At 61.1% G+C, this 26,146-nt stretch carries 32 protein-coding genes and 1 tRNA gene; 9 read left to right on the plus strand and 24 right to left on the minus strand.

Going from position 1 to position 26,146, the window contains the following annotated elements; genetic code table 11:
• Position 1: 1 nt before the first annotated feature.
• Positions 2–1,234 (minus strand): DUF485 domain-containing protein, encoded by a 1,233-nt coding sequence (locus AC1D0O_RS12295; RefSeq protein ID WP_477653811.1) that lies wholly within the window; start codon positions 1,232–1,234, stop codon positions 2–4.
• A gap of 118 nt (positions 1,235–1,352) precedes the next feature.
• Entirely contained in the window at positions 1,353–2,456 is a 1,104-nt protein-coding gene (locus AC1D0O_RS12300) for a hypothetical protein (RefSeq protein ID WP_477653812.1), read from the minus strand.
• Between the two features lie 168 nt (positions 2,457–2,624).
• On the opposite strand from AC1D0O_RS12300, the gene AC1D0O_RS12305 reads away from it, so the two are divergent.
• Positions 2,625–4,181 carry a tetratricopeptide repeat protein gene (locus AC1D0O_RS12305; protein WP_477653813.1) on the plus strand — a complete coding sequence of 519 codons (1,557 nt, stop codon included), beginning with the start codon at positions 2,625–2,627 and terminating at the stop codon, positions 4,179–4,181.
• A gap of 70 nt (positions 4,182–4,251) precedes the next feature.
• Here the strand turns inward: AC1D0O_RS12305 and AC1D0O_RS12310 are convergent, their stop codons facing one another.
• Complete coding sequence (locus AC1D0O_RS12310; protein ID WP_436156923.1) at positions 4,252–4,554, minus strand: DUF1840 domain-containing protein; 303 nt, start codon at positions 4,552–4,554, stop codon at positions 4,252–4,254.
• Between the two features lie 145 nt (positions 4,555–4,699).
• On the opposite strand from AC1D0O_RS12310, the gene AC1D0O_RS12315 reads away from it, so the two are divergent.
• From AC1D0O_RS12315 to AC1D0O_RS12350, 8 genes are all read left to right on the plus strand, one after another.
• Positions 4,700–5,446, plus strand: a complete 747-nt coding sequence (locus AC1D0O_RS12315; RefSeq protein WP_477653814.1) for a 2OG-Fe dioxygenase family protein — start codon at positions 4,700–4,702, stop codon at positions 5,444–5,446.
• A 137-nt stretch (positions 5,447–5,583) separates the two neighbouring features.
• Positions 5,584–7,932: a bifunctional salicylyl-CoA 5-hydroxylase/oxidoreductase gene (locus AC1D0O_RS12320; RefSeq protein ID WP_477653815.1), complete on the plus strand. Its 2,349-nt coding sequence runs from the start codon at positions 5,584–5,586 to the stop codon at positions 7,930–7,932.
• Between the two features lie 49 nt (positions 7,933–7,981).
• Positions 7,982–8,467 carry a MarR family winged helix-turn-helix transcriptional regulator gene (locus AC1D0O_RS12325; RefSeq protein ID WP_436156926.1) on the plus strand — a complete coding sequence of 162 codons (486 nt, stop codon included), beginning with the start codon at positions 7,982–7,984 and terminating at the stop codon, positions 8,465–8,467.
• A complete protein-coding gene (locus AC1D0O_RS12330; protein WP_477653816.1) occupies positions 8,464–9,318 on the plus strand; it encodes an enoyl-CoA hydratase family protein in 855 nt (284 codons plus the stop codon). Before AC1D0O_RS12325 ends, AC1D0O_RS12330 begins: the two co-directional genes overlap by 4 nt.
• Positions 9,319–9,320: 2 nt before the next feature.
• Complete coding sequence (locus AC1D0O_RS12335) at positions 9,321–10,502, plus strand: acyl-CoA dehydrogenase family protein (protein ID WP_477653817.1); 1,182 nt, start codon at positions 9,321–9,323, stop codon at positions 10,500–10,502.
• Entirely contained in the window at positions 10,499–12,166 is a 1,668-nt protein-coding gene (locus AC1D0O_RS12340; RefSeq protein ID WP_477653818.1) for an AMP-binding protein, read from the plus strand. Before AC1D0O_RS12335 ends, AC1D0O_RS12340 begins: the two co-directional genes overlap by 4 nt.
• Positions 12,163–12,588: an acyl-CoA thioesterase gene (locus AC1D0O_RS12345; RefSeq protein WP_477653819.1), complete on the plus strand. Its 426-nt coding sequence runs from the start codon at positions 12,163–12,165 to the stop codon at positions 12,586–12,588. Before AC1D0O_RS12340 ends, AC1D0O_RS12345 begins: the two co-directional genes overlap by 4 nt.
• Complete coding sequence (locus tag AC1D0O_RS12350) at positions 12,585–12,980, plus strand: RidA family protein (RefSeq protein ID WP_477653820.1); 396 nt, start codon at positions 12,585–12,587, stop codon at positions 12,978–12,980. Before AC1D0O_RS12345 ends, AC1D0O_RS12350 begins: the two co-directional genes overlap by 4 nt.
• Positions 12,981–13,114: 134 nt before the next feature.
• On the opposite strand, the gene AC1D0O_RS12355 is transcribed toward AC1D0O_RS12350, so the two are convergent.
• From AC1D0O_RS12355 to AC1D0O_RS12455, 21 genes are all read right to left on the minus strand, one after another.
• A tRNA-Met gene (locus AC1D0O_RS12355) sits at positions 13,115–13,191 on the minus strand.
• An 18-nt stretch (positions 13,192–13,209) separates the two neighbouring features.
• Positions 13,210–13,611, minus strand: a complete 402-nt coding sequence (rplQ, locus tag AC1D0O_RS12360) for a 50S ribosomal protein L17 (RefSeq protein ID WP_007869297.1) — start codon at positions 13,609–13,611, stop codon at positions 13,210–13,212.
• Positions 13,612–13,691: 80 nt separating this feature from the next.
• Positions 13,692–14,681: a DNA-directed RNA polymerase subunit alpha gene (locus tag AC1D0O_RS12365; RefSeq protein ID WP_122954336.1), complete on the minus strand. Its 990-nt coding sequence runs from the start codon at positions 14,679–14,681 to the stop codon at positions 13,692–13,694.
• A 95-nt stretch (positions 14,682–14,776) separates the two neighbouring features.
• Complete coding sequence (rpsD, locus tag AC1D0O_RS12370; protein WP_348045240.1) at positions 14,777–15,400, minus strand: 30S ribosomal protein S4; 624 nt, start codon at positions 15,398–15,400, stop codon at positions 14,777–14,779.
• A 134-nt stretch (positions 15,401–15,534) separates the two neighbouring features.
• Positions 15,535–15,939: a 30S ribosomal protein S11 gene (gene rpsK / locus AC1D0O_RS12375; protein ID WP_007869288.1), complete on the minus strand. Its 405-nt coding sequence runs from the start codon at positions 15,937–15,939 to the stop codon at positions 15,535–15,537.
• A 13-nt stretch (positions 15,940–15,952) separates the two neighbouring features.
• Positions 15,953–16,318, minus strand: coding sequence for a 30S ribosomal protein S13 (rpsM, locus tag AC1D0O_RS12380; protein WP_074579313.1), 366 nt, complete (start codon positions 16,316–16,318; stop codon positions 15,953–15,955).
• Positions 16,319–16,342: 24 nt separating this feature from the next.
• Positions 16,343–16,456, minus strand: coding sequence for a 50S ribosomal protein L36 (rpmJ, locus tag AC1D0O_RS12385; protein ID WP_028820150.1), 114 nt, complete (start codon positions 16,454–16,456; stop codon positions 16,343–16,345).
• Between the two features lie 30 nt (positions 16,457–16,486).
• Positions 16,487–16,705 carry a translation initiation factor IF-1 gene (gene infA / locus AC1D0O_RS12390; RefSeq protein WP_007869286.1) on the minus strand — a complete coding sequence of 73 codons (219 nt, stop codon included), beginning with the start codon at positions 16,703–16,705 and terminating at the stop codon, positions 16,487–16,489.
• A gap of 18 nt (positions 16,706–16,723) precedes the next feature.
• On the minus strand, positions 16,724–18,043 hold the full coding sequence (gene secY / locus AC1D0O_RS12395) for a preprotein translocase subunit SecY (protein ID WP_477653821.1): 1,320 nt from the start codon (positions 18,041–18,043) through the stop codon (positions 16,724–16,726).
• A 20-nt stretch (positions 18,044–18,063) separates the two neighbouring features.
• Positions 18,064–18,495 carry a 50S ribosomal protein L15 gene (rplO, locus tag AC1D0O_RS12400; protein WP_477653822.1) on the minus strand — a complete coding sequence of 144 codons (432 nt, stop codon included), beginning with the start codon at positions 18,493–18,495 and terminating at the stop codon, positions 18,064–18,066.
• Positions 18,496–18,508: 13 nt separating this feature from the next.
• Complete coding sequence (gene rpmD, locus AC1D0O_RS12405; RefSeq protein WP_122954340.1) at positions 18,509–18,691, minus strand: 50S ribosomal protein L30; 183 nt, start codon at positions 18,689–18,691, stop codon at positions 18,509–18,511.
• Positions 18,692–18,703: 12 nt separating this feature from the next.
• A complete protein-coding gene (rpsE, locus tag AC1D0O_RS12410) occupies positions 18,704–19,222 on the minus strand; it encodes a 30S ribosomal protein S5 (RefSeq protein WP_092130234.1) in 519 nt (172 codons plus the stop codon).
• A 17-nt stretch (positions 19,223–19,239) separates the two neighbouring features.
• Entirely contained in the window at positions 19,240–19,605 is a 366-nt protein-coding gene (gene rplR / locus AC1D0O_RS12415; RefSeq protein WP_411884579.1) for a 50S ribosomal protein L18, read from the minus strand.
• Positions 19,606–19,616: 11 nt separating this feature from the next.
• On the minus strand, positions 19,617–20,150 hold the full coding sequence (gene rplF / locus AC1D0O_RS12420; protein ID WP_477653823.1) for a 50S ribosomal protein L6: 534 nt from the start codon (positions 20,148–20,150) through the stop codon (positions 19,617–19,619).
• A gap of 24 nt (positions 20,151–20,174) precedes the next feature.
• A complete protein-coding gene (gene rpsH, locus AC1D0O_RS12425; RefSeq protein WP_122954342.1) occupies positions 20,175–20,570 on the minus strand; it encodes a 30S ribosomal protein S8 in 396 nt (131 codons plus the stop codon).
• Between the two features lie 18 nt (positions 20,571–20,588).
• Complete coding sequence (rpsN, locus tag AC1D0O_RS12430; protein ID WP_411878484.1) at positions 20,589–20,894, minus strand: 30S ribosomal protein S14; 306 nt, start codon at positions 20,892–20,894, stop codon at positions 20,589–20,591.
• 8 nt (positions 20,895–20,902) lie between these two features.
• A complete protein-coding gene (gene rplE, locus AC1D0O_RS12435; protein ID WP_477653824.1) occupies positions 20,903–21,478 on the minus strand; it encodes a 50S ribosomal protein L5 in 576 nt (191 codons plus the stop codon).
• A 1-nt stretch (position 21,479) separates the two neighbouring features.
• The gene (rplX, locus tag AC1D0O_RS12440) at positions 21,480–21,800 is read right to left on the minus strand and encodes a 50S ribosomal protein L24 (RefSeq protein WP_122954344.1); all 321 of its coding nucleotides are present in this window, start codon (positions 21,798–21,800) and stop codon (positions 21,480–21,482) included.
• A gap of 9 nt (positions 21,801–21,809) precedes the next feature.
• Entirely contained in the window at positions 21,810–22,178 is a 369-nt protein-coding gene (rplN, locus tag AC1D0O_RS12445) for a 50S ribosomal protein L14 (RefSeq protein WP_007869247.1), read from the minus strand.
• Between the two features lie 400 nt (positions 22,179–22,578).
• Complete coding sequence (locus AC1D0O_RS12450) at positions 22,579–24,165, minus strand: glycerol-3-phosphate dehydrogenase/oxidase (RefSeq protein WP_477653825.1); 1,587 nt, start codon at positions 24,163–24,165, stop codon at positions 22,579–22,581.
• 149 nt (positions 24,166–24,314) lie between these two features.
• Positions 24,315–26,045 carry an ABC transporter substrate-binding protein gene (locus AC1D0O_RS12455; protein ID WP_477653826.1) on the minus strand — a complete coding sequence of 577 codons (1,731 nt, stop codon included), beginning with the start codon at positions 26,043–26,045 and terminating at the stop codon, positions 24,315–24,317.
• Positions 26,046–26,146: the final 101 nt, after the last annotated feature.

Genomic DNA, 26,146 nt, shown 5'->3' on the forward strand with positions numbered 1-26,146 from the left:
TTTATTTCCGTACGATCTGTAATTTGCAAATCTTGGAGGCATCAGTTAAACCATCCAATTTCTCCCGCAAACCCGTTTTGTAGGCACGAGTAATTTCAGCATCGTCTTTTTTTGAGGGCATCCGAGCTATCTGATGCCTCAGGGAGCTGACCCCAAAGGCAAAAGGACTTGCATCAAATCCCTGAGGCATTTGTTTACGATCAACCACCTTGTTTTGGTCATTCAACGTAACGTCGATCAAGAACGGTTTTCCGTTTTCAGCTGCAGAAAATTTATCCTCTCTAAGGCCTGGACGGGGTGTTGCAATAAGGCGGCCTACCGTCGTAAATTGATATCGCACAGTAGTTTTGTTTGTCGCAGTCGTCAACGACACCATCTTCGCAAACGGACATAGATTCCAATTACTTATATCTTTGTCCTTTTGTTCAGTTTTCAGTTTTTCCCACTCCTCCATACTCATCCCCATGATCGGACCGTTGTAATTTTTCCAGCCGTCTGGATCTTGCGTTTGACCAATGTCTCCATTCATATATCGCTGTAAAAAGGTATCCGCAGTGGCCAGAATCTTTTTACGCGAGGCCGCCTGCGCTGGGTCGCTGGCATCCAGTGCTTTGAGCGTCTGGTTGATCTCTGGCGCGCGGGTGATTTTGATTCGGTCTTTGGACGGTCTGAAGCTGTCGTCCGAGCAATCGCAGGACGCTGGTTTTTTTGCGACCGCGACGCCGCAAAAGAGAGCGCCCGTCAACAAAGCCGCCAATCCGTTCCAACGACTGAGAGAAATGGGCTGTCGATTCTCAAATACGGGTCGCAACAACATCCCACGAGCAAACGCGGGCTCCAAGAGCCGCAACAACACAAAGAGCCCAAAGATCGTGACAAAAAAAATTAGGGCTCGTAATGCGAAGGACTTGCGCTTGATCTTTCGGCCACTATTGCTTTCAGATGGAGTGGAGCCATTGAAATGCACTTCCGGTATCTGAGGGGCAGGCGCACCGACTTCACTGGAAATGGAAGAGCCGTTGATATTGTTGAAAGGTGTTGTCATGAAGCGTCGCCTAGCGGCGAAGAGCGCGAACCTGGCCGGCGACGCGAGTGGATTTTCTATAGAGGAATTGACGGGCGCGGCGATCCAATGTGAAAGATTGACGCGCACGAACTGGGGCTTGAGGAGCGATTTTGAGAGGAAGAATTTCAGGGCGGTTTTTTGAATAGCCCGAAAGATATTCGAGTTCATCACGCACGCGCGGCGCAAATGTCCGCAGGCGGAAAATGTTTGTCGGGTTTATCTCCATCGTATCGCGGCCCAGTCGATACGGGAGGCCCTTCCACCTTCGGTAGTTGCAAGGTCACGATCACAGCCCTTCGTAAGATGTCCCTGTAATCTCAGTGAAGTAATAAGCGCCCTTGTCATTCTTGTTCAAGCGAAGCAACACATACCTCTCTCCTTCGTAATACTGAGCCTTGATCAGGAACTCTGGCGTCCCATCGTTATCAATATCCGCCGTCCAAACCTTGCCGGGCTGATAGCTCTCAACGTCTGGTGGCATGGTCACTGGAATGAACGACACCGTTCCGTTGTCACTCGTCATCACAAGCGACCAGTGATCAAGTACGTTGCATCCTGTTGCGGCCAACCAGTGCGAATTTTGTTGGTCGTTCGGCGATAGTTTTACTTTCATCGGCAACAGCGCGACGTCGAGCATGACGCCCTCTGAGTATCCGCACTGCTCAACACCTTTGGCGCTGAACTTATTCACCCAGGCAAGCAACCACGGTAGCTCCCGCATTTTTCCGGCGCGGTTTTCATCTGTCACGCTAATCCAACCCTCATGCTCTTTCAGATACAGATCCAAAGGAGTTTCTAAACCCATCAACCCAATGACGGGCTCAGATTTGGACGTGCGGAATTGATTAAGAGAAGTTCGGTCTGTCTTTTGCCCCAGAAATAGGCACGCATAGTTCACATACGCGAGGCGCTCGCCAAGCCATTGGTAAGGCGTATCGAAGGTGCGGTCTTCCGCCTGCAAATCGCTGCTCACAATCCACCAAGTTCTCTGCGTCAATTCTTTGGGTAGCGAAATATCGCTAGCCTCCGAAAGTAGCCTCTCGCCATCCTCAGGCTCCGGGCCCTCGTTGCGGATGTGCTCTCTAAAGTCGGGCTGCAAACATAGATCCGAGGCGTCGATGAATACCTGCCCGGCGTGCTTGAAGCCGATGAATACCTTCTGCTCAGGGATGTCTGTCAGCTGCAGATGCCAGGGTTGCTCAATCGCAACGAATCCGGGAGAGTCCATTTGAACCACAGGCACGGGTGGCACCTTCATTTCCCTGAAGTGTTGAAGCCCCGCTACACAAGCCAGCCCGACACACACCACTATCAACAGGACGATGCCGCTTTGACGGGAAGAACTGCGTCCGCAGGGTATGTCACGAGGGGGTTCAATCTGATGGTTCACAAACAGCTCCGGGGAATGCGTTAGCGGACGGACTGTAGACAGATGACGAGAAAGAGGCCAATAGCGTTTTGACATCTGCACATACCTATCTCTCATAGAGCGAATGAACACTGATCAGGTACGGCTGCTTGCAGATAAACTCCCACAAACAAAAGGGAGGATCGTTTTATGAACACCAAAGCAGCACATCAACGTGCAGGCTATTTCTCAGCCACCTGCGTACTGGCCGCCGTACTCCAGCTCAGCAGCCTGCCGGCATTTGCCCAGGCGGCCGCCCCGGCCAATGCCCAGATCACTTCGCGCCTGGACCAGGTCACCAAGATGCTCGCCGGCGCCGCGTCGCGAGATGCCAATGCGGTGTGGGACGCGAAAACGGAGATCGAAGAGCTGCCCTACCCGGCTCGCGGCGACCGCAAGCTCGCGCGGCGGCTGAACACCACGGCGCTGGAAAAGTTCAAGGCTGACCAGATGGCCGATTCGGCGGCTGATTTTGAAAAAGCACGGCGGGCCGATCCGTCGGACCAGGAGATCGCCAACAACTACGGCTACATGCTGTACCGCGCAGGCAAGCTCACCGAAGCGGAGGCGCAGTTGCGCTACACGCTGGCGCTGGCGCCGGCACGGGCCGCCGCCTGGGCCAACCTGGCGGAAGTGTTTGGGGCGCAGGGGCAGGTTCAGCGTTCGGCGGATGCCTTTGTGGTGTCGCATCGCTTTTCACGCAACCCGGACACGACGCGCCAATACATTGAAAAGTTTGCCGCATCCACGACGGATTCCGCCGGACTGAAACAAGGCGCGGCGCAGGCGCTTTCACGTTTGTTTCCCGCTGCGGGTGCCAATGGCACGGCTGCTGCTGCCACGCAGCCGCTGGCGGGCACGGCGGCTGAGCGCAACGCGGCTGTGCAGACTGAAATGGCCACGACTGCGGCGGCATCCACTGCCGCTCCTGTTAACCGTACGCCGCCGGCCGCCGCGACTGCCGATGCGGCCAAGGCAGCGCCGGTGTCGCTGGCGGATCCTTTTGCGCGGCTGCTGTCGCAGCTGCCGAATCCTGAGGTCGCGGCGCTGTTCCAGGCCGTGCCCAAAGGCGCGGCCGGCCCGCGTGACGAGCTGCAGCGACTGGCCAAAGGCGGCAATGCGCGCGCCCAGCATGCGGTGGGGATGATTTACACCCAGGGCCGGGGTACGGAGGTGAACCATGAGCTTGCCAACATCTGGTACCGCAAGTCGGCGGAGGCGGGTTTTGTGCTGGCGCAGGCCAGCCTGGCGTGGAACCAGGCCCATGGCATTGGCATGGCTGCCGACCCGGCGCTGGCCTTTGAAAACTACCGGCGCGCGGCCGAGCAGGGCCACCCTTATGCGATGAACAACGTGGCGGTGATGTATTACCGGGGCCAGGGCACGCGGCCAGACGTGAAGGCCTCGTTTGACTGGTTTATGCGGGCTGCGGAAGCAGGCCTGGCACGGGGTGCGCACAACGTGGCTTCGCAGCTGGAAAACGGCAACGGCCAGCCCGCGGACCCGCGCAAGGCCTTTGCCTATTACCTGTCGGCCGGGACGTCGGGCTTTGCGCAGTCGCAGTACAAGGTAGGCCACGCCTATGAATACGGATGGGGCGGTACACAAGACAAGGCTGCTGCTGCCGAGTGGTACAAAAAAGCGGCGCTGCAGGGCCTGGAGCCGGCTAAAGACGCCTTGAAGCGGCTGGGTGTGACTGACTTTTAAAGTACCGCCCTCCCCCAAAGCAAAAAGCCCTGTCACCAGGGCTTTTTTCATTCATACATATATATAGCGCCTACACCCCCCAGACCACCTCATGACCCGACTTGAGGTTGCGCTGGAGCATATCGATGAAGGGCACGGCGCGCTGTCGCAGACCCAGGCCGTCGCCGGGAACGACGCCATCTTCGGCATTGGCGTCGTGGGCTTCCTCATGCGCGATGGCGGCCTGCAGCGCGGCGATGGCGGCGGGCATCTGCTCGGGCAGGATGATGCCTTTGGGGGCGGGGTCTTTGCCGATGATTTCGAGGACCTTGCGGCCGTTGGCTTCGAGCATGATCACATCGCCGGCGTCTTTGGATTTGAATTTGTAAAGCATGGATAAGCTCCTCAAGTTGGACAGACAGGCCATTATGGAAAGTTTTTGAATCTGTGTATGTAGGCAGGTTTCACTTCCTGGGGCCGTGGGGCTTTGCAGACTCGGGTACGGGGCGGGCCGCGCGGCTCAAGCAAAATAGCGGCCTATGTTCAATATCGCCACTGTCCCCAAGTCGGCCCGCCAGGCGCTCAGCCAGGACGGCCTGAGCCTGCTGAACCCGGCCGAGCTGACGGCCACGCTGGAACTGGGCGCGGCCTGGGCGCCGGCCTGGAATGCGCTGACGGCTTCCTGGGACCGGCTGCCGCCGGACGCCCACCTGAAGGACGGCGGGCATTACCGCAAGCGCCGGCATTCGTGTTTTGTACAGGAGCTGGCCGCAGGCACGCTGGTGCAGACACCGCACCGCGCGCACTGGCAGCCGACGGATTACAACGCGCTGCACGGCGGCTTTGAGCGCTGGTTTGAGCCTGTGGAGCCTGCCGTGGCGGGCGCCCCGGCGTGGACGGACCTGATAGCCGGCCTGGGCAAGCTGTTCGCCCAGGTGCAGCCGACGGCGCGCTGGTACATCGAGGCGCACCAGTTCCGCATCGACACGGCCGGAGGCGTGGGCCGGCCGACGCCGGAGGGCGCGCACCGCGACGGTGTGGACTTTGTGGTGGTGATGATGGTGGCGCGCCACGGCGTGAAGGGCGGTGAGACCCGGGTGTTCGACGCCAACGGCCCGCACGGCGTGCGTTTTGTGATGCGGGAGCCGCTGACGGCGCTGCTGCTGGACGACGCTCGGGTGATTCACGAGACCACACCGATACTGCCGGCCGACGACCAGCCGGGCGCCGGATTCCGCGACACGTTGGTGCTCACTTACCGGGCCGCAGCCTTCCAGGCACCTTGAACCAAGGCCGGATGGCCGGCCGCTCCACCCGCGCGCCCTGCTCACATCTGCTTTCCAGTCTTGCGGTAAAACCCGCTTGACGGATTTAGTTTAAACCTAAACAATTAAGGCAAGATTAATCCAGAGAGTACGCTTTCATGCACATTCTTTGCCTGGGCGGTGGTCCCGCAGGTTTGTATTTCGCCCTGCTGATGAAGCTGCAAAACCCAGCCCACCAGGTGACGGTGGTCGAGCGCAACCGGCCTTTCGACACCTTCGGCTGGGGCGTGGTGCTGTCGGACCAGACCCTGGGCAACCTGCGCGCGGCCGACCCTGTCAGCGCACAGCTGATCGGCGATGCCTTCAACCACTGGGATGACGTGGAGGTGTTCTTCAAGGGGCGCTCGGTGCGATCCGGCGGCCACGGTTTTTGCGGGATCGGGCGCAAGCGCCTGCTCAACATCCTGCAGGAACGCTGCATCGCGCTGGGTGTGGACCTGGTGTTCGAAACCGACGTGCAGGACGACCAGGCCATCGCGGCGCAGTACAAGGCCGACGTGGTAATCGCCAGCGACGGCCTGAACAGCCGCATCCGCAACCGTTATGCGGAGACCTTCAAGCCCGATGTGGAGTTGCGCGCCTGCCGTTTTGTCTGGCTGGGTACGCACAAGACTTTCGACGCCTTCACCTTCGCGTTTGAGCAGACCGAGCACGGCTGGTTCGCGGCGCACGCCTACAAGTTTGACGAGAACACCTCGACCTTTATCGTCGAAACGCCGGAAGCGGTGTGGAAAGCCCACGGCCTGGACCAGATGAGCCAGGAGGACGGCATCGCGTTCTGCGAGCGCCTGTTCGCCAAGTACCTGGACGGCAACCCGCTGATGAACAATGCGACGCATGTGCGCGGCTCGGCGATCTGGATACGCTTTCCGCGCGTGGTGTGCGAGCGCTGGGTGCATGAGGCCGCCATCGATGGCAAGCAAGTTCCCATCGTGCTGATGGGCGACGCGGCGCACACGGCGCATTTCTCGATCGGCAGTGGAACCAAGCTGGCCTTGGAAGATGCGATTGAGCTGACCAACTGTTTCGCACAGCACGGCGATGCGGCCGCTGCGCTGCAGGCCTATGAAGCGCTGCGCTCCGTGGAAGTGCTGAAGATCCAGAACGCGGCACGCAACTCGACCGAATGGTTCGAGAACGTGGACCGCTACAGCGGCATGGAAGCCGAGCAGTTCTTCTACTCGCTGCTGACGCGCTCGCAGCGCATCAGCCATGAGAACCTGCGCGTGCGCGATGCGGCCTGGCTGCAGGGTTACGAGCAGTGGCTGGCCAGGAGCAATGCTGCCCATGCGCCGCCACCCATGCTGCTGCCGCTCAAGGTGCGCGAACTCAACTTAAAAAACCGCATTGTCGTGTCGCCCATGGCCACCTACAGCGCGGTGGACGGCGTGCCGCAGGACTTCCACCTGGTGCACCTGGGCGCGCGTGCGCTGGGCGGCGCGGCGCTGGTGTTTGTGGAAATGACCTCGCCCTGCCCCGAGGGCCGCATCACGCCGGGCTGCCCGGGTTTGTGGAACGACACGCAGGCCAAGGCTTTCAAGCGCATTGTGGATTTTGTGCATACCTCGGGCGCGGGCGCCAGGATTGGCCTGCAGCTGGGCCACAGCGGGCCCAAGGGTTCGACGCAGGTGGGCTGGGAGCAGCCCGATGAGCCGCTCGTCACCGGCAACTGGCCGCTGCTGGCGGCCAGCGCCGTGGCCTATGGCCCGACCAACCAGGTGCCGCAGGCGATGACGCGCGCCGACATGGACCGCGTGAAGGCGGAGTTCGTGCAGTCCACCCGCTATGCGGTGGAGGCCGGTTTTGACTGGCTGGAGCTGCATTGCGCGCACGGTTACCTGCTGTCGAGCTTCATCACGCCGCTGACCAACCAGCGCACGGACGACTTCGGCGGCAGCCTGGAAAACCGCTGCCGCTTTCCGCTGGAAGTGTTCAGCGCCATGCGCGCGGTGTGGCCAGCGCACCTGCCCATGAGCGTGCGGATCTCGGCGCACGACTGGGCGCCGGGCGGCAACACGGCGGACGACGCGGTGGCCATCGCGCGCATGTTCAAGGCCGCAGGCTGCGATTTCATCGACGTGTCGTCGGGCCAGACCACGCGCGCGGCCAAGCCGGTCTACGGCCGCATGTACCAGACGCCGTTTGCCGACCGCATCCGCAACGAGGTGGGCATACAGACCATCGCCGTCGGCGCGATCTCGGAAGTCGACCACGTCAACAGCATCATCGCAGCGGGCCGCGCCGACCTGTGCGCGATCGCGCGCCCGCACCTGGCCGACCCGGCCTGGACGCTGCACGAAGCGGCCAAGCTGCAAAGCCGCCACGTGAACTGGCCCCAGCCCTACCTGAGCGGGCGCGACCAGCTCTACCGCGAGCTCGCCAAACAGAAAGAGATGGCCGTTCAGGCCGCTCAAGCCGAGCGCGGCCAGGCCACCGCCGGCAAATAGCAATAGACAACAGAGATAACAGGCAAAAGCCAACACCCAGGAGACCCCCATGGACATGGAAGCACGAGGCCACAGCGAACACCCCGAAGCATTGCGGCTCTGGCTGCGCATGCTGACCTGCACGCAGCTGGTGGAAAAGCAGGTGCGCACCCAGCTGCGCGAGCAGTTCGACACCACCTTGCCGCGCTTTGACCTGATGGCGCAGCTAGAGCGCAGCCCCGAAGGCCTGAAGATGAACGAGCTGTCGCGCCGCATGATGGTGACGGGCGGCAATGTCACGGGTATCACCGACCAGCTGGTGGCCGAGGGGCTGGTGGAGCGTGTGGACGTCGAAGGCGACCGCCGCGCCTACCGCGTTCGCCTGACGCCGCGCGGGCGCAAGCTCTTCGATGAGATGGCGAGCGAGCATGAGGCCTGGATCGTCGCGGCTTTCGAGGCGCTGTCGCCGCGCGAAGTCGAATCACTGCACAAGCTGCTGGGCAAGGTCAAGCAGCACCACAATCAACTCGCCGACACCAAACTGGAGACGACATGAAACATTACATCGGCCTGGCCAACCCCATGCGCGCGCATTTCGACGCGATGGCCCACTACCAGGCGGAGCATTTCGCCTATTCCTTCGATGCCGGGGTCGCGACACTGACGCTGAACCGGCCCGAGCGCAAGAACCCGCTGACCTTTGATTCCTATGCCGAGCTGCGCGATTTGTTCCGCACGCTGAACAGCGCGACCGACGTGAAGACGGTGGTGATCACCGGTGCGGGCGGCAACTTCTGCTCGGGCGGCGACGTGCACGAGATCATCGGGCCGCTGACCAAGATGACCATGCCCGAGCTGCTGGAGTTCACGCGCATGACGGGCGATCTGATCAAGGCCATGCGCCTGTGCCCGCAGCCCATCATCGCGGCGATTGACGGCATTTGCGCCGGTGCGGGCGCCATGATGGCGCTGGCGGCCGACATGCGCCTGGGCACGGCCCAGGCCAAGACGGCATTCCTGTTCACGCGCGTGGGCCTGGCCGGCGCCGACATGGGCGCCTGCGCGCTGCTGCCTCGCCTGATAGGCCAGGGGCGCGCCTCGGAGCTGCTGTTCACCGGCAGGGCCATGAGCGCGCAGGAAGGCCTGGCCTGGGGCTTCTTCAATGCGCTGCATGAGCCGCAGGACGTGCTGGCGCAGGCGCAAAAGCTGGCACAGGAACTGGCCGAGGGCCCGACCTTCGCGCACGGCATGACCAAGACCATGCTGCACCAGGAATGGGCCATGACGCTGGACCAGGCGATCGAGGCCGAGGCGCAGGCGCAGGCCATCTGCATGCAGACGCAGGATTTCAAGCGCGCCTACAAGGCGTTTTCAGCCAAGAAAAAACCTGTGTTCCAGGGTGATTGAACATGAAATCGACGACCGCCCACCTGGCGCTGCCTTTTTTTGACGAGGTTCACCGCGAGCTGGGTTCACGCCTGGCCGAGTGGATGCCCCAGCAGCACATCGACGAGAGCGACGACCGCAAGGCCTGCAAGGAGTGGGTGAGCCTGCTGGGCGCAGAGGGCTGGCTGCGCTACTGCGTGCCGGCGGGTAAAGACGGCGCGCTGGGCGGCGCGCTGGAAAAACTCGATTCACGTGCGCTGGTGATCCTGCGCGAGACGCTGGCCTTTCATTCGCCTTTGGCCGACTTCGCCTTTGCGATGCAAGGACTGGGCAGCGGCGCCATCACGCTGGCGGGCACGCCGGCGCAGCAGGCCGCGTATTTGCCGCTGGTAGCCAGCGGCAAGAAGATTGCGGCCTTTGCCTTGAGCGAGCCCGACGCGGGCTCGGACGCCGGCGCCATGGCGACCGCGGCTACGGAAACCGGCGAAGGCTGGGCGCTGAACGGCAGCAAGACCTGGATCAGCAACGGCGGTATCGCGGATTTTTACGTGACCTTCGCCAAGACCGACCTGCAGGCCGGCACGCGCGGCATCACGGCCTTTATCGTCGATGCCGACAGCACGGGCCTGGACAGCAGCGAGCATATCGCCGTGATGGCGCCGCACCCGCTGGCCACGCTGAAGTTCGCGCACTGCAAGTTGCCGAAAGATGCGCAGCTGGGCGCGCTGCACGGCGGCTTCAAGCTGGCGATGCAGACGCTGGACATTTTCCGCGCCTCCGTGGCGGCCGCCGCGCTGGGCATGGCGCGCCGCGCGCTGGCCGAAGCGGTGCACTTCTCCAAAGAACGCAAGATGTTCGGCCAGACCCTGGCGGACTTCCAGCTCACGCAGGCCAAGCTCGGCGAAATGGCGGCGCTGGTCGACGCGGCCGCGCTGCTGACCTACCGCGCGGCCTGGATGCGCGACGAAAGCGAACGCCTGGGCACCGGTGCGCGCATCACGGCGGAGCCGGCCATGGCCAAGATGACGGCCACCGAGAACGCGCAAAAAGTCATCGACATGGCGCTGCAGATGCACGGCGGCCTGGGCGTCAAGGTGGGCACCAAAGTGGAAAGCCTGTACCGCGACATCCGCTCGCTGCGCATTTACGAAGGCGCGACCGAAGTGCAGCAACTCATCATTGGAAAGGCCGTACTGCAATCATGAGCACCTCCGTCTCCGACCCTGAGCTTCCTTCCGCTGAAACCATGCCCGCGGCGCCCTCCGCGCAGGCGGATCGCTTTGTGCACGACCGCCTGCCGCAGCCTGAACAGCTGCCGCGCATGGTGTATGCGCTGCCCGAGCTGCGCGTCCCGGCGCGGGCCAACCTCGTGCAACACCTGTTCGACAAGGCCTTTCGCGAGGGGCGCGCGGACAAGCCGCTGCTGCGCTCGGACAAGATCACGCTGAGCTATGCCGAGGCGCTGGAGCGCGTGAACCGCATCGCGCAGGTGCTGACCGAAGATTTCAGCCTCAAGCCCGGCAATCGCGTTCTGCTGCGCGGCGGCAATTCGATAGGCATGGCGCTGGCCTGGCTGGGCGTGGTCCAGGCCGGGCTGGTGGCGGTGGCCACCATGCCGCTGTTGCGCGCCAAGGAACTCGGCGAGATCATCGAGAAAGCCCGGCCCGCGCTGGCCTTGTGCGATGCCGGCCTGCTGGAGGAACTGCAGGCGGCGCAGGCGCCAGGCGCGACGCTGCCGGCCATCGTGCCCTTCAATGTGATGGACGCGCTGGGATCGCTGGCCGTACTGTCGGCCCAGAAAGACGGCCAGTTCACACCCTGCCCCGTGTCGGCCGACGACATCGCGCTGATGGCCTTCACCTCGGGCACCACCGGCAAACCCAAGGCCGCCGTGCACACGCACCGCGATGTGCTGGCCGCCTGCGAGGCCTGGCCGCGCCATGTGCTCAAGGCGAAGCCGGACGACATCGTGGTCGGTTCGCCGCCGCTGGCCTTTACCTTCGGCCTGGGCGGCATGCTGATTTTCCCGATGTGGGCGGGCGCCTCCGTGTACTACCCCTCCATAGGCTATACGCCGGAGGCCATGGTCAAGCTCATCAACCAGGTCGGCGCGACGGTCTGCTACACCGCGCCCACGTTTTACCGGCAGATGGCGCCTTTTGCCAAACAGCATGGCGTGCCGGGCCTGCGGCTGTGCGTAAGCGCCGGCGAAAGCCTGCCGGACGCCACGCGCCAGCTGTGGAAGGACGCCAGCGGCATCGAGATGGTTGACGGCATAGGCGCGACCGAGATGTTCCACATCTTCATCTCGGCCGCCGGCGCCGAGGTGCGCCGCGGCGCCATCGGCAAGGTGGTGCCAGGTTATACCGCGAAGGTGGTGGACGAGACGGGCGCGGAAGTGCCGCGCGGCACCATCGGCAAGCTGGCCGTGGTGGGGCCCACCGGCTGCCGCTACCTGGACGACGCGCGCCAGGGCAACTATGTGAAGAACGGCTGGAACTACCCGGGCGATGCCTTCATGCAGGACGCCGACGGCTATTTCTTCTACCAGGCGCGCGCCGACGACATGATCATCACCGCCGGCTACAACGTGGCCGGGCCGGAGGTGGAAGACGCGCTGCTCAAGCACCCGGCCGTGGCCGAGTGCGGCGTGGTCGGCCTGCCCGATGAGGACCGCGGCATGGTGGTGAAGGCCTTTATCGTGCTCAAGCCCGGCGAGGCCGCCGGCGACACGCTGGCCAAGGCCTTGCAAGACCACGTCAAGGCCACGCTGGCGCCTTTCAAGTACCCGCGCCAGGTTGAATTTGTGGACAAGCTTCCGCGCACCGAGACCGGCAAGCTGCAACGCTTCAAGCTGCGCCAGCCATGAAGTTCTGCGTTCCCAAGCTCGTCCGCTTCCACCACTGCGACCCGGCCGGCATTGTTTTTTACCCGCAGTTCTTTTACCTGCTGCATGAGGTGCAGGAAGACTTTCTGGCGCACATTGGTTTTCCGGAGCACAAGCTGATCGCCGGCGGAACCGGCGTGCCCATCGTGGACCTGAAGACCGAGTTCCTGGGCATGTGCCGCAACGGCGACGCGCTCACGATCACGCTGGAACTCACGCGCATCGGCAACTCGAGCCTGGGAATGCAGTACGAAGTCCATGGCGAGGCCGGCGACATCAGGCTCAGGGCGCATGGCGTGGTCGTCTATTCCGAAGTTCCCCACGGCAAGCCTGTGCGCATTCCCGAAGCGTTGCGCAGCGCGCTGCTGCCTTATCTGCAACAAACATCCCCTGGAGACACATGATCAAGAAACTACAACCCCCCGGCTGGGCTGAGCCCAAGGGCTATGCCAACGGCATGCTCGCGCGCGGCGCGCTGCTGTTCGTGGGCGGCCAGATCGGCTGGAATGCGAAGCAGGAGTTCGAGAGCGACGATTTCATCGCACAGACCAAGCAGGCGCTGCAGAACATCCTGGCGGTGCTCCAGGCCGGCGGCGCCGGGCCCGAACACATGGTGCGCATGACTTGGTACGTCGTCGACAAGGTGGAGTATGTCGCCAGGCTCAAGGAGCTGGGCGGCGCCTACCGCGAGGTCATGGGCAAGAACTTCCCGGCCATGACCTGCGTCGAAGTGGCGGGCCTGGTGGAAGACCGTGCGCGGGTGGAGATTGAAGTGACGGCGGTGGTGCCGGACTGAGTGTTCGGTCTTTCGAGTGGCGATGCCGGCATCGCCGTTCGGGGACCATGAATCACGGCACGCATGAATGCGGGCCGGAAAGCAAAACGCCTGCTGATGCAGGCGTTTTGCTGTGAGTCCGGAGACTCACGTGTTGGTTGCGCGGGCAAGATTTGAACTTACGACCTTTGGGTTATGAGCCCAACGAGCTACCAGGCTGCTCCACCGCGCGGTATATCTGTATTGTAGCTTACTCTGCCTTGGCCGCGTCAGCGGTAGTGTCTTCCGACACTTCAGGACGGTCCACCAGTTCGACCAAAGCCATGGGTGCATTGTCGCCAACGCGGAAACCCATCTTCAGGATGCGGGTGTAGCCGCCTGGACGAGCTTTGTAGCGCGGGCCGATTTCAGCGAACAGCTTGACGACCATGTCGCGGTCGCGCAGGCGGTCGAATGCCAGGCGCTTGTTGGCCAGCGTGGGTTCTTTGCCCAGGGTGATCATGGGTTCCACCACGCGGCGCAATTCCTTGGCCTTTGGCAGGGTGGTCTTGATGACTTCGTGCTGCAGCAGCGAGTTCATCATGTTGCGCAGCATGGCGAGGCGGTGCTCGCTGGTGCGGTTGAGTTTACGTAGTCCGTGTCCGTGGCGCATGGTGTGTTTCCTTTTTTAAAATCCGGGCAGCCGTATCAGGTACTGCCCGTGCGAGACCCCGTTCAGGGATCTTGTTTCAATTATCGCTTGTCGAGGCCGGCGGGAGGCCAGCTTTCCAGGCGCATTCCGAGCGTCAGGCCGCGGGAGGCCAGCACTTCCTTGATCTCGTTGAGCGATTTACGTCCCAGGTTGGGGGTCTTGAGCAGCTCGTTTTCAGTGCGCTGGATCAGATCGCCAATGTAGTAAATGTTTTCCGCCTTGAGGCAGTTCGCCGAGCGCACGGTGAGTTCGAGCTCGTCGACAGGACGCAGCAGGATCGGGTCGAACTGCTGCGAGCTGCGCTGAACGGGCGCGTCAAACGCGGCCAGTTCGTTGCCTTCGAGCTGCGCGAACACCGCCAGTTGCTCAACCAGGATCTTGGCCGAGGCACGGACAGCATCTTCAGCCGTCACGGCGCCGTTGGTTTCGATTTCCAGCACGAGCTTGTCGAGGTCGGTGCGCTGCTCGACGCGGGCGCTTTCGACGATGTAGCTCACGCGCTTGACGGGCGAGAACGACGCGTCCAGCACGATGCGGCCGATGGATTTCGGCGACTCGTCGCCGTAGCGGCGCTGGTTGCCAGGCACATAGCCGCGGCCGTTTTCAACCTTGATCTGCATGTCGATCTTGCCGCCGTGCGACAGGTTCACGATCACGTGCTCAGGGTTGATGATTTCCACGTCATGCGGCGTCTGGATGTCGGCGGCGGTGACAGGGCCTTCGCCGTCCTTGCGCAGGCTCAGCGTGACTTCATCGCGGTTGTGGAGCTTGAACACCACACCCTTGAGGTTCAACAGGATGTTGACGACGTCTTCCTGCACACCGTCGATGGACGAGTACTCGTGCAGGACACCCGCGATGGTGACTTCAGTGGCGGCGTGGCCGACCATGGAAGACAACAGTACGCGGCGCAGCGCGTTGCCCAGCGTATGGCCGTAGCCACGCTCGAACGGCTCCAGAGTCACCTTGGCGCGGTTGGCGCCAAGTTGCTCGACATTGATGGTTTTTGGTTTCAACAAATTGGTCTGCATGCAGTCTTCCTCTCAATACCCTCGGTTCGTTACACCGATAAGGCCGGCGAAGCACACCCTGGCGATACGGTGCCCCGTATCGCAGGAACGAAAAATTAGCGTGAGTACAACTCGACGATCAACGATTCGTTGACGTCGGCGGCAAACTCGTCGCGGTCAGGAACCTTCTTGAAGGTGCCTTCGCCCTTGTCGGCGTTCACATCGACCCAGGCGGGCAGGCCGACCTGTTTTGCGAGCTCGAGGGCTTCGGTGATGCGGGTCTGCTTCTTCGACTTGTCGCGCACGGCGATGATGTCGCCGGCCTTGACCATGTACGAAGGAATGTTGACCGAACCGCCGTTGACCGTGATGGCCTTGTGCGACACCAGCTGGCGTGCTTCAGCGCGGGTCGAGCCGAAGCCCATGCGGTAGACCACGTTGTCCAGGCGGCATTCCAGGATGAACAACAGGTTGGCGCCGGTGTTGCCCTTGCGGCGATCGGCTTCTTCGAAGTAGCGGCGGAACTGCTTCTCGAGCACGCCGTACATGCGCTTGACTTTTTGCTTCTCGCGCAGTTGCAGGCCGAAGTCGGAGGTGCGGGTACCGGAGGTACGGCCATGCTGGCCCGGCTTGGAGTCGAATTTGGCCTTGTCGCTGATGGCGCGGCGTGCGCTCTTCAGGAACAGGTCGGTGCCTTCACGGCGGGATAGTTTGGCCTTGGGGCCTAGGTAACGTGCCACTTGAGTGTCCTTTTGTCATCTGCTGCATTTGCATGCAGGAGCCGGAGGTCGTGACCTGCCGGCGGTGGGCTTGGTAAAAATGCCTGGTATCTGACGGACTGGAAACAACCCGTCGGACAGCCAGGCACGGGGGATTAAATGCGGCGGCGCTTTTGCGGGCGGCAGCCGTTGTGCGGAACCGGGGTCACGTCGGCGATCGAATTGATCCGGATGCCGAGTGCGCCCAAAGCGCGAACAGACGATTCACGGCCGGGACCAGGACCCTTGATTTCAACGTCAAGGTTCTTGATGCCCTGTTCAATGGCGGCGCGGCCTGCCACTTCCGAAGCGACCTGCGCTGCGAAAGGGGTGGATTTGCGCGAACCCTTGAAGCCCTGGCCACCGGAGGAAGCCCAGGACAAGGCATTGCCCTGGCGATCCGTGATGGTGATGATCGTGTTGTTGAAAGAAGCGTGCACGTGGGCGATACCATCGGCCACGTTCTTGCGAACTTTCTTGCGAACGCGCTGTGCGGCGTTATTGCTTGGTGATTTTGCCATGACGACCTCTCAATTATTTCTTCAAAGCTGCGGCGGCCTTGCGCGGACCCTTGCGGGTGCGGGCATTGGTCCGGGTGCGCTGGCCGCGCATGGGCAGGCCGCGACGATGGCGGAAGCCGCGGTAGCAGCCGATGTCCATCAGGCGCTTGATGTTCATCGTGGTTTCACGACGCAAGTCACCTTCGATGGTGAACAGGGCGATCTGCTCACGGATTTTTTCCAGGTCGCCATCGGTCAGGTCTTTGACCTTTTTGGCGTAGGCGATGTCGCATGCTTCGCAAATTTTGCGAGCGCGCGTGCGACCGATGCCAAAGATAGCAGTCAAGCCGATTTCGGCGTGCTGCTGCGGCGGAATATTGATACCAGCGATACGAGCCATGTTCGTCCTCTAAAACTCTTGAAATCAGCCTTGACGCTGTTTGTGGCGTGGGTCCGTGCAGATCACACGGACAACGCCCTTGCGACGGATAACCTTGCAGTTGCGGCAAATCTTCTTGACCGAAGCTGAAACTCTCATTTCTATTACTCCTAAACTTTCACTCTGTGCTTACTTGGCACGGAAAACAATGCGTGCGCGCGATAAATCGTAAGGCGTCAATTCAACCGTTACCTTGTCACCGGGGAGGATGCGGATGTAGTGCATACGCATTTTTCCCGAGATGTGCCCCAGTACAACATGTCCATTTTCCAGCTTCACCCTGAAAGTCGCATTGGGGAGGTTTTCTACAACCTCGCCTTGCATCTGGATCACATCGTCTTTAGACATATCCCATCAAATATCCAGTTAACCGCCCAGTGACGTCTTGAAGTTCGCCTTTTTAAGCAACGACTCATACTGTTGCGACATCATGTAGTTCTGCACCTGGGCCATGAAATCCATGGTCACCACGACAATAATCATCAACGACGTGCCGCCGAAATAGAAAGGCACGTTGTATTTCAAAATCAGAAACTCGGGCAGCAAACACACGAATGTGATGTAAACCGCACCTGCCAGCGTTAAGCGCACCAGGATTTTGTCAATGTAGCGAGCCGTCTGGTCCCCTGGCCGGATGCCGGGAATGAAGGCGCCGCTCTTCTTCAGGTTGTCCGCCGTTTCACGGCTGTTGAACACCAGGGCCGTGTAGAAGAAGCAGAAAAACACAATCGCGCTGGCATACAGCATCACGTAGATCGGCTGGCCGGGCGTCAGCGTGCTGGCGATGTCTTTCAACCAGCGCATGCTGTCACCGGCGCTGAACCAGCCCACCACCGTCGCCGGCAGCAAGATGATCGACGAAGCGAAGATCGGAGGGATCACGCCCGCCATGTTCAGCTTCAGCGGCAAGTGCGACGACTGACCGCCGTAGACCTTGTTGCCCACCTGGCGCCGCGCATAGTTCACAAGGATCTTGCGCTGGCCCCGCTCCACGAACACCACAAAATACGTTACCAGCACAACCACGGCGACGATCAGTATGGCGATCACGATGCTCATGGCGCCGGTTCGCACCAGCTCCAGCAAGCCGCCCATCGCATTCGGCAGGCCGGCCGCGATACCCGCAAAAATCAGGATCGAGATGCCGTTGCCCAAACCACGCTCGGTGATCTGCTCGCCCAGCCACATCAAAAACATGGTGCCGGCCGTCAGGCTGAAAACCGCCGTCATACGGAAACCAAAACCAGGCGCCAGGACCAGGCCCGGAGAGCTTTCCAGTGCCACGGCAATACCCATGGACTGGAACAATGCCAAAGCCAGCGTGCCGTAGCGCGTGTACTGGGTGATCTTGCGGCGGCCGCTTTCACCCTCTTTTTTCATCTGCTCGAACGTCGGAACGACGTAGGTCATCAGTTGCATGATGATCGAGGCCGAGATGTACGGCATGATGCCCAGGGCAAACACCGTGAATCGCGACAGGGCACCACCCGAGAACATATTGAACAGGTTCAATATGCCGCCTTGCTGGCCCTTGAAAAGCTCTTTCAGCTGGCCAGGGTCAATCCCCGGCACCGGGATGTGCGCGCCGATGCGGTACACCACCAGGGCCAGCAGCAAAAACACAAGCCTGTTGCGCAGATCACCGTACTTGCCGGTTTTCGCAATTTGAGCCGAGTTGGTTGCCACTGATGTAATCCAGTCAGGTATTAAGCGACGGAGCCGCCGGCGGCTTCGATCACAGCCTTGGCAGCCGCCGTGGCGGAAATGCCGTTCAGCTTCACAGCCTTGGTCAGTTCACCGGTCTTGATGACCTTGACGTTCTTGGCGAGCTGGCCCACCAGGCCGGCCGTCTTCAGTGCCAGCAGGTCCACTTCGGCCAGGCCGAGTTGTTCCAGCGCACCGAGAGTGACTTCGGCGTTGAACTTCAGCAGATGCGACTTGAAGCCACGCTTTGGCAAGCGGCGCTGCATAGGCATTTGACCGCCTTCAAAGCCCACCTTGTGGTAGCCGCCCGCGCGGGACTTCTGGCCCTTGTGGCCGCGGCCCGACGTTTTGCCCAGGCCGGAGCCGATGCCGCGACCGACACGGCGCTTGGCATGTTTGGCGCCTTGGCCAGGCTTGATTCCGTTCAATTCCATGATGAGTCTCCGCTCAGACAATCTTGACCAGATAGCTGATCTTGTTGATCATGCCGCGTACTGCGGGCGTGTCCTGCAGTTCGCTGACGCTGTTGACGCCACGAAGGCCCAGACCGCGCACGGTGGCGCGATGCGATTCCTTGGTGCCAATCGGGCTGCGAACCAGCTGGACTTTTACTTTGGTTTCTTTGGTCATTTCAATGCCGCCTTAGCCGAAGATTTCTTCGACTGATTTACCACGCTTGGCCGCAATTTCAGAAGCGGTCGTGGAGTTGTTCAGTGCATCCATGGTGGCGCGCACCATGTTGTAGGGATTGCTCGAACCATGGCTCTTGGCCACGATGTCGGTAATGCCCATGACTTCGAAAACAGCGCGCATCGGGCCGCCGGCAATGATGCCGGTACCCTTGGGAGCCGGCGCCATCATGACGCTGGCTGCACCGTGGTGGCCGAAAACATTGTGGTGGATCGTGCCATTCTTCAACGAGACCTTGGTCATGTTGCGGCGCGCTTCTTCCATGGCCTTCTGCACGGCTGCCGGCACTTCTTTCGACTTGCCCTTGCCCATGCCGACGCGGCCGTCACCGTCACCAACCACCGTGAGTGCGGCGAAACCGAGGATACGGCCGCCCTTCACGACTTTGGTCACGCGGTTGACCGCGATCATTTTTTCCTTCAGACCATCGTCTGGAGCGTCGTTGTTCGATTTTGCTTGAAACTTAGCCATACTTAATTCCAGTCTGCTTAGAACTGCAAGCCAGCTTCGCGAGCCGCATCAGCCAGCGCTTTGACGCGGCCATGGTACGCAAAACCGGCGCGATCAAACGCCACTTTTTCAACACCTGCCGCTTTTGCCTTTTCGGCAATGCGCTTGCCAATGGCCTGCGCAGCAGCAACGTTTCCGCCCTTACCCGAGGCGCCGATGTCCTTGCGCACTTCGACTTCCGCGGTGGAAGCGGCAGCCAGCACCTTGGTGCCGTCGCCAGAGATAACCGTGGCGTAGATGTGCAAGTTGGTGCGGTTGACGGTCAGACGGGCAACACCTTGCGTGGCAATGCGGATGCGGGTCTGGCGTGAACGACGAAGGCGCTGCTCTTTTTTGGTCAACATGATGCAGCTCCTTATTTCTTCTTGGTTTCTTTGATCGTGATTTTTTCATCCGAATAACGGATGCCCTTGCCTTTGTAAGGCTCGGGAGGACGGACGGCGCGCACTTCGGCGGCGATCTGTCCCACACGCTGGCGGTCGGAACCCTTGATGATGATTTCGGTCGGCGTAGGCGTTTCCACCTTGATACCGGCCGGCATGTCCATCACCACCGGGTGGGAGTAACCCACCGTCAGGTTCAGCTTGGCGCCCTGGGCCTGGGCTTTGTAACCCACGCCGATCAGGCTGAGCTTTTTCTCAAAGCCCTTGGTCACGCCGGTCACCATGTTGTTCACGAGCTGGCGCATCGTGCCGCTCATGGCATTGGCTTCACGCGAATCGTTGGCCGGCACAAAAGTCAGCTTGCCTGCATCGTTCTTGATGGTGACAAGCGTGTTTTGCGTCAGCGCCAAGGTGCCGAGGGCGCCCTTGACGTTAATCTGGTCTTCTTTCATGGCCACGTCCACACCCTGGGGGATGGAGACCGGCATTTTTCCTACACGAGACATTTCAGTTTCTCCTCAATGCCGCCGTTAGGCCACGTAGCAAAGCACTTCACCACCGATACCGGTAGCGCGGGCTTTACGATCAGTCATGACACCTTGCGGCGTCGTGACAATTGCCACGCCAAGGCCGTTCATGACCTGGGGGATGGCGCCATGGCCTTTGTAGACACGGAGACCGGGGCGGCTGACGCGCTCGATGCGCTCAATCACGGGGCGGCCTGCGTAATACTTCAGGGCGATTTCCAGCTGGGACTTGCCTTCGTCGGTCTTGACGGAGAAGCCATCGATGTAGCCCTCATCCTTCAGTACCTGCGCGATGGCAACTTTGACTTTCGACGACGGCACCAGCACAACGGCTTTTTCAACCATTTGTGCATTGCGGATGCGGGTCAACATGTCGGCGATAGGATCACTCATGCTCATTTTGTGGTTCTCCTATGCTTACCAGCTTGCCTTGGTGATACCAGGGATATCACCAGCAAAAGCCAACTCGCGGATCTTGGCGCGAGCCAGGCCGAATTGACGGAACGTACCGCGTGGGCGACCCGTGATCGCGCAGCGGTTGCGCTGGCGGGTAGGGTTGGCATTGCGGGGCAATTTTTGCAGCTCGAGGCGGGCCAGAGCGCGTTCGTCGTCCGAGCGCTTGGCGTCGTTGGACGTCGCCTTGAGTTCAGCGTATTTTTTGGCGAACTTGGCCGCGAGTTTCTCGCGCTTCAGTTCACGTTGCAGTAAAGCTTGTTTTGCCATGTCCCGCCTCAGTTCTTGAACGGAAAACGGAAAGCGGTGAGAAGTGCCTTGCACTCTTCATCGGTCTTTGCCGTGGTGGTGATGCTGATATTGAGACCGCGCAGGGCGTCAACCTTGTCGTACTCGATCTCAGGGAAAATGATCTGCTCTTTCACGCCGATGTTGTAGTTTCCGCGGCCATCGAAGGCCCGGCCGGAAATACCGCGGAAGTCACGCACACGGGGCAGAGCCACGGTGACGAAACGATCGAGGAACTCATACATCTTCACGCCGCGCAGGGTGACCATGCAACCGATGGGCAGGTCTTCGCGGATCTTGAAACCGGCGATAGCCTTCTTGGCCTTGGTCACGACGGGCTTCTGGCCGGCGATCTTGGTCATGTCGCCGACGGCGTTGTCCATGACCTTCTTGTCGGCAACAGCCTCGCTCACACCCATGTTGAGCGTGATCTTGGTGATGCGGGGAACCTGCATAGGCGAGGTGTAGCCGAATTTTTCAATCAGGCCGGGGGCGATTTTTTCGCGGTACTGGGCCTGCAGGCGAGCCTGCGGAGCAGCTTGTTGTACAGGTGCGGTCTTTGCCATGTTATGCAGCCTTGATTTCTTCGCCGCTGGACTTGAAGACGCGCACTTTTTTGCCGTCTGCCAGAAGCTTGATGCCAACGCGATCCGCCTTGCCGGTTGCGGCATTGAAGATTGCCACGTTCGACTGGTGAATCGGCATGCTTTTTTCGACGATGCCGCCGGTGGTGCCCTTGAGAGGGTTGGGCTTGGTGTGTTTTTTCACCAGGTTGATCCCGTCCACCAGCACGTAGCTGTCGTCTTTGCGCAGCGAAATCTTGCCGCGCTTGCCTTTGTCGCGACCGGCGATCACGATGATCTCGTCGCCTTTACGGATTTTGTTCATGGCGAGTCCTTACAGAACTTCAGGAGCCAGGGACACGATCTTCATGAACTTTTCAGTGCGCAGTTCGCGCGTCACTGGTCCGAAGATGCGGGTGCCGATAGGCTCCAGCTTGGCGTTAAGCAACACTGCTGCGTTGCCGTCGAATTTAACGAGGGAGCCGTCACCGCGGCGGATGCCCTTGGCGGTGCGAACGACCACTGCACTGTAAACCTCGCCTTTTTTGACGCGGCCACGCGGAGCGGCTTCTTTGATGCTCACCTTGATGACGTCACCAACGCTGGCGTACCGGCGCTTGGAGCCGCCCAGAACCTTGATGCACATCACGGACTTGGCACCCGTGTTGTCAGCAACATCGAGCTTGGATTGCGTTTGAATCATTTAAATGTGTTCCCAACTTGCACCGGAAGGCAACCCCTTGGGATCACCAGCCAATCAGTCTTGGGCCTGTCGTCCACACCGCAAACCACTTGCGATGCTTCCGTTAGGCAGAATTCTTCGCCTTTTTAGAGCGAAGCCCACGATTATCACTAAATCTCCCGGCACTGTCAACCGGCTGTTGTGAAAATATTCCCTTGGCGTTTCGGCAAGCGGCTTGGCCGGCCCGAAAGGCTCTGGAATCAGCCTGAGGCTGGACGTACAAGGGGCAATTTTTCAGATGCCAAATCCAGGTCAATTCCAATACAGACATGGATTGGCAGCTATAAAAAATAGAGCACTGTGCCGCCCCGACCACAGAGGTGCAGGCTTTTGCCAGCCGCCTCCGGCGACTGCGGCCGCATCAGTCAGGCAGGCTCAAATATTGGCCGCAGAGCGCCAAAAACGCGTCCAGTTGCGGATCCACCCCGTTTTCCTGCTGCAGCAGGGTCGCCACTTCCGGCGCGAGGGTCCTGGCCAGCGCGGCATCGAGGAATAGCAGGCGGGAGCGGCGTGCCAACACGTCTTCCACTGTGCGAGCATATTCATGGCGGGCGGCAAAACGCACCATGGCTTCCGTCAGGCCGCCGCTCAGTTCACGGTCCGCCCCAGGCAGGGCGTCCAGGGCGGGCGCCTCGCTGCCATATAAGTGAGCCCCAGGCGCTTCACTGATCTTGTGGCTTGAGTTGTGAGCGCCAACTAACTTCAAATGCGTGGTAGCACTTGCTGCCCGTGCCGGCAGCAGCGCCGCGCCAAAACATTTATCCAGCACGTCTTCGGCCATCGCCCGGTAAGTGGTCCACTTCCCGCCCGTAACAGTGACCAAGCCGCTTTTGCTGACCAGCACCGTGTGTTCGCGCGACAGCGCCTGGGTGCTGCCGGCATCGTCGTCCGGCGGTTTGACCAGCGGCCGCAGCCCCACCCAGATGCTTTTGATATCCGCCGGGCCCGGGGCACGGCTCAAATAGCGCGCCGATTCGCGCAGGATGAAATCGACCTCTTCCCTGAAAGGCAGCGGTTCGCGGGCCAGGTCGTGGCGCGGCGTGTCAGTGGTGCCCAAGATGGTCTTTCCGAGCCAGGGCACGGCAAACAGCACCCGGCCGTCGGCCGTCTTGGGTACCAGCAAGGCATGGTCGGTGGGCAAAAACGAGCGGTCGACCACGATGTGCACGCCCTGGCTGGGTGCCACCATGGGCTTGGCGTCACGGCCTATGGCCTGGCCGTCCTGCATACGCAGCTGGTCCACCCAGACGCCGGCGGCGTTCACCACGCAGCTCGCCCGGATTTCGAACGCCTGCCCCGTCTCCTGGTCGCGCGCGTGCAGGCCGACCAGCTTGCCGCCTTCATGGATCAGGCCGGTGGCCGGGCAATAGTTCACCAGCAGCGCGCCCTGTCGCGCCGCCGTGCGAGCCAGGGCCAGCGCCAGCCGCGCATCGTCAAACTGGCCGTCCCAATATTTGACGCCGCCCTTGAGGTCTTGCGGCTGCACGGTCGGCAGGTAAGCCAGGGTTTCCTGGCGGTTGAGAAATTCCGTGGCGCCCAGGCCCGCTTTGCCGGCCAGCGCGTCATACATCTTGAGCCCTATGCCGTAAAACGGCGCCTCCCAGAACTTGTAGGAAGGCATGACAAAAGGCAGCGGCTGGGCCAGGTGCGGCGCATTGGCCAGCAAGGTGGTGCGCTCGTGCAAGGCCTCGCGCACCAGCGAAATGTTGCCCTGGGCCAGGTAGCGCACGCCACCGTGCACCAGCTTGGTGGCGCGCGAGGAGGTGCCCTTGGCAAAGTCGTGCGATTCCACCAGCACGACGGAAAAGCCGCGCGCGGCGGCGTCCAGCGCGACGCCCAGCCCGGTGGCGCCGCCGCCGATGATCGCGATGTCATAGTGGCGCGGCTCGGCGAGCCTGGCCATCAAGTCCTGGCGCCGCGTCGCCGCAGGCGCTGATTCAGTTGTCATGGGCTTTGATTCCCGTTCCATACAAACCCATTTTTTAAAGTGCGCCCGAGCTTACCCCAGCGCCACGGCAACAGCCCTCATGGGCCCCGCCTCCAGCTTCAGCAAAAAACAGGCCGTGCGGCGCCGATGCGCCSCACGGCCTGCGGGGGTCAGCGCACCTTGCCGTCTTTCCAGGCTTGCAGCAGCTTGTCGTAGTTGATGGTCTCGCCTTTGGGCTTTTCATTGGCCAGCTTGGCCCATGGCGCACCCTTGTCGCTCAGCCATTTGGCCGGATCGCCTTTGGGGTTGAGCTTGGGCGCGCAGTGGGCCATGCCGGCGCGCTCCAGGCGTCCCATCACCTGGTCCATCTCGTCGGCCAGCGTATCCATCGCGCCCTGAGGGGTCTTCTCGCCCGTCACGGCCTGCGCCACGTTCTTCCACCAGAGCTGCGCCAGCTTGGGGTAGTCGGGCACGTTGTTGCCGGTCGGCGTCCAGGCCACGCGGGCCGGACTACGGTAAAACTCGATCAGGCCGCCGTAATTGGCGGCATTCTTGGTGAAGTAGTCGTGGTGGATATCGCTGTCGCGGATGAAGGTCAGGCCCACCACCGATTTCTTGGCGGAGACGGTCTTGGAAGTGATGAACTGCGCGTACAACCAGGCGGCTGCCACCTTGTTGGGGTCATGGTCCTTGAAGAAGGTCCAGGAGCCCACGTCCTGGTAGCCGTTTTGCATGCCCTGCTTCCAGTAGGGGCCGTTGGGGCCGGGTGCCATACGCCACTTCGGCGTGCCGTCGGCGTTCACGACCGGCAGGCCCTTCTTGGTCATGTCGGCGGTAAAGGCCGTGTACCAGAAGATCTGCTGGGCGATCTGCCCCTGGGCCGGCACCGGGCCGGCTTCGCCGAAGGTCATGCCGCTGGCTTCCTTGGGCGCGTACTTCTTCATCCAGTCCACGTACTTGGTCAGCGCATAGACCGCGGCCGGCGAATTGGTCGCGCCACCGCGCGAAACCGAAGCGCCCACTGGCGTGCACTTGTCGGCTGCCACGCGAATGCCCCATTCATCCACCGGCATGCCGTTGGGAATGCCCTTGTCGGCGGTACCGGCCATGGACAACCAGGCATCGGTAAAGCGCCAGCCCAGCGACGGGTCCTTCTTGCCGTAATCCATGTGGCCGTAGATGGGCTTGCCGTCTATGATTTTCACGTCATTGGTAAAGAACTCCGCGATGTCTTCATAGGCGCTCCAGTTCAGCGGCACGCCCAGGTCGTAGCCGTACTTGGCCTTGAACTTGTCCTGCAGGTCCTTGCGCGCGAACAGGTCGGCGCGGAACCAGTAAAGGTTGGCGAACTGCTGGTCGGGCAGCTGGTAAAGCTTGCCGTCGGGCGCCGTGGTGAAACTGGTGCCGATGAAGTCCTTGAGGTCCAGGCCCGGGTTGGTGTATTCCTTGCCCGCGCCGGCCATGTAGTCGGACAGCGCCAGGATCTTGCCGTAGCGGTAATGGGTGCCTATCAGGTCGGAGTCGGAAATCCAGCCGTCGTAAATCGACTTGCCGGACTGCATGGAGGTCTGCAGTTTTTCAACCACGTCGCCTTCCTGGATGATGTCGTGCTTGACCTTGATGCCGGTGATTTCCTCGAAGGCCTTGGCCAGCGTCTTCGATTCGTACTCATGGGTGGTGATGGTCTCGGACACGACCGAGATTTCCTTCACGCCCTTGGCCTGCAGCTTCTTGGCCGTGTCGATGAACCATTTCATCTCGGCCTGCTGCTTGTCCTTGGACAGCGTGGAGGGCTGGAATTCGCTGTCAATCCACTTCTTGGCCTCGGCTTCGCCAGCCCAGCCGGGGCTGGCCATGGCACACACCGCGGCCACCGCCAATGCCGTATATCGCATCTTCATGACTTGTCTCCTCATTGGTTCACTCCCCGTGGTTGAAGGTTTGTTCGGCTCCGGGGAATATGAGCCGGGTTCCTTTTTCTCCGAACTTCTCTTTTCGTCGC

The sequence above is a fragment of the Polaromonas sp. P1_F2 genome, assembly GCF_056405735.1.

What these genes read in the sequence shown, in the direction of transcription:
- AC1D0O_RS12295 (WP_477653811.1), bottom strand. Translation starts at nt 1,234, where the DNA reads ATGAACTCGAATATCTTTCGGGCTATTCAAAAAACCGCCCTGAAATTC.
- AC1D0O_RS12305 (WP_477653813.1), top strand. Translation starts at nt 2,625, where the DNA reads ATGAACACCAAAGCAGCACATCAACGTGCAGGCTATTTCTCAGCCACC.
- AC1D0O_RS12310 (WP_436156923.1), bottom strand. Translation starts at nt 4,554, where the DNA reads ATGCTTTACAAATTCAAATCCAAAGACGCCGGCGATGTGATCATGCTC.
- AC1D0O_RS12315 (WP_477653814.1), top strand. Translation starts at nt 4,700, where the DNA reads ATGTTCAATATCGCCACTGTCCCCAAGTCGGCCCGCCAGGCGCTCAGC.
- AC1D0O_RS12320 (WP_477653815.1), top strand. Translation starts at nt 5,584, where the DNA reads ATGCACATTCTTTGCCTGGGCGGTGGTCCCGCAGGTTTGTATTTCGCC.
- AC1D0O_RS12325 (WP_436156926.1), top strand. Translation starts at nt 7,982, where the DNA reads ATGGACATGGAAGCACGAGGCCACAGCGAACACCCCGAAGCATTGCGG.
- AC1D0O_RS12330 (WP_477653816.1), top strand. Translation starts at nt 8,464, where the DNA reads ATGAAACATTACATCGGCCTGGCCAACCCCATGCGCGCGCATTTCGAC.
- AC1D0O_RS12335 (WP_477653817.1), top strand. Translation starts at nt 9,321, where the DNA reads ATGAAATCGACGACCGCCCACCTGGCGCTGCCTTTTTTTGACGAGGTT.
- AC1D0O_RS12340 (WP_477653818.1), top strand. Translation starts at nt 10,499, where the DNA reads ATGAGCACCTCCGTCTCCGACCCTGAGCTTCCTTCCGCTGAAACCATG.
- AC1D0O_RS12345 (WP_477653819.1), top strand. Translation starts at nt 12,163, where the DNA reads ATGAAGTTCTGCGTTCCCAAGCTCGTCCGCTTCCACCACTGCGACCCG.
- AC1D0O_RS12350 (WP_477653820.1), top strand. Translation starts at nt 12,585, where the DNA reads ATGATCAAGAAACTACAACCCCCCGGCTGGGCTGAGCCCAAGGGCTAT.
- rplQ (WP_007869297.1), bottom strand. Translation starts at nt 13,611, where the DNA reads ATGCGCCACGGACACGGACTACGTAAACTCAACCGCACCAGCGAGCAC.
- AC1D0O_RS12365 (WP_122954336.1), bottom strand. Translation starts at nt 14,681, where the DNA reads ATGCAGACCAATTTGTTGAAACCAAAAACCATCAATGTCGAGCAACTT.
- rpsK (WP_007869288.1), bottom strand. Translation starts at nt 15,939, where the DNA reads ATGGCAAAATCACCAAGCAATAACGCCGCACAGCGCGTTCGCAAGAAA.
- rpsM (WP_074579313.1), bottom strand. Translation starts at nt 16,318, where the DNA reads ATGGCTCGTATCGCTGGTATCAATATTCCGCCGCAGCAGCACGCCGAA.
- rpmJ (WP_028820150.1), bottom strand. Translation starts at nt 16,456, where the DNA reads ATGAGAGTTTCAGCTTCGGTCAAGAAGATTTGCCGCAACTGCAAGGTT.
- infA (WP_007869286.1), bottom strand. Translation starts at nt 16,705, where the DNA reads ATGTCTAAAGACGATGTGATCCAGATGCAAGGCGAGGTTGTAGAAAAC.
- rplO (WP_477653822.1), bottom strand. Translation starts at nt 18,495, where the DNA reads ATGGAATTGAACGGAATCAAGCCTGGCCAAGGCGCCAAACATGCCAAG.
- rpmD (WP_122954340.1), bottom strand. Translation starts at nt 18,691, where the DNA reads ATGACCAAAGAAACCAAAGTAAAAGTCCAGCTGGTTCGCAGCCCGATT.
- rpsE (WP_092130234.1), bottom strand. Translation starts at nt 19,222, where the DNA reads ATGGCTAAGTTTCAAGCAAAATCGAACAACGACGCTCCAGACGATGGT.
- rplR (WP_411884579.1), bottom strand. Translation starts at nt 19,605, where the DNA reads ATGTTGACCAAAAAAGAGCAGCGCCTTCGTCGTTCACGCCAGACCCGC.
- rplF (WP_477653823.1), bottom strand. Translation starts at nt 20,150, where the DNA reads ATGTCTCGTGTAGGAAAAATGCCGGTCTCCATCCCCCAGGGTGTGGAC.
- rpsH (WP_122954342.1), bottom strand. Translation starts at nt 20,570, where the DNA reads ATGAGCATGAGTGATCCTATCGCCGACATGTTGACCCGCATCCGCAAT.
- rpsN (WP_411878484.1), bottom strand. Translation starts at nt 20,894, where the DNA reads ATGGCAAAACAAGCTTTACTGCAACGTGAACTGAAGCGCGAGAAACTC.
- rplE (WP_477653824.1), bottom strand. Translation starts at nt 21,478, where the DNA reads ATGGCAAAGACCGCACCTGTACAACAAGCTGCTCCGCAGGCTCGCCTG.
- rplX (WP_122954344.1), bottom strand. Translation starts at nt 21,800, where the DNA reads ATGAACAAAATCCGTAAAGGCGACGAGATCATCGTGATCGCCGGTCGC.
- rplN (WP_007869247.1), bottom strand. Translation starts at nt 22,178, where the DNA reads ATGATTCAAACGCAATCCAAGCTCGATGTTGCTGACAACACGGGTGCC.
- AC1D0O_RS12450 (WP_477653825.1), bottom strand. Translation starts at nt 24,165, where the DNA reads ATGACAACTGAATCAGCGCCTGCGGCGACGCGGCGCCAGGACTTGATG.
- AC1D0O_RS12455 (WP_477653826.1), bottom strand. Translation starts at nt 26,045, where the DNA reads ATGAAGATGCGATATACGGCATTGGCGGTGGCCGCGGTGTGTGCCATG.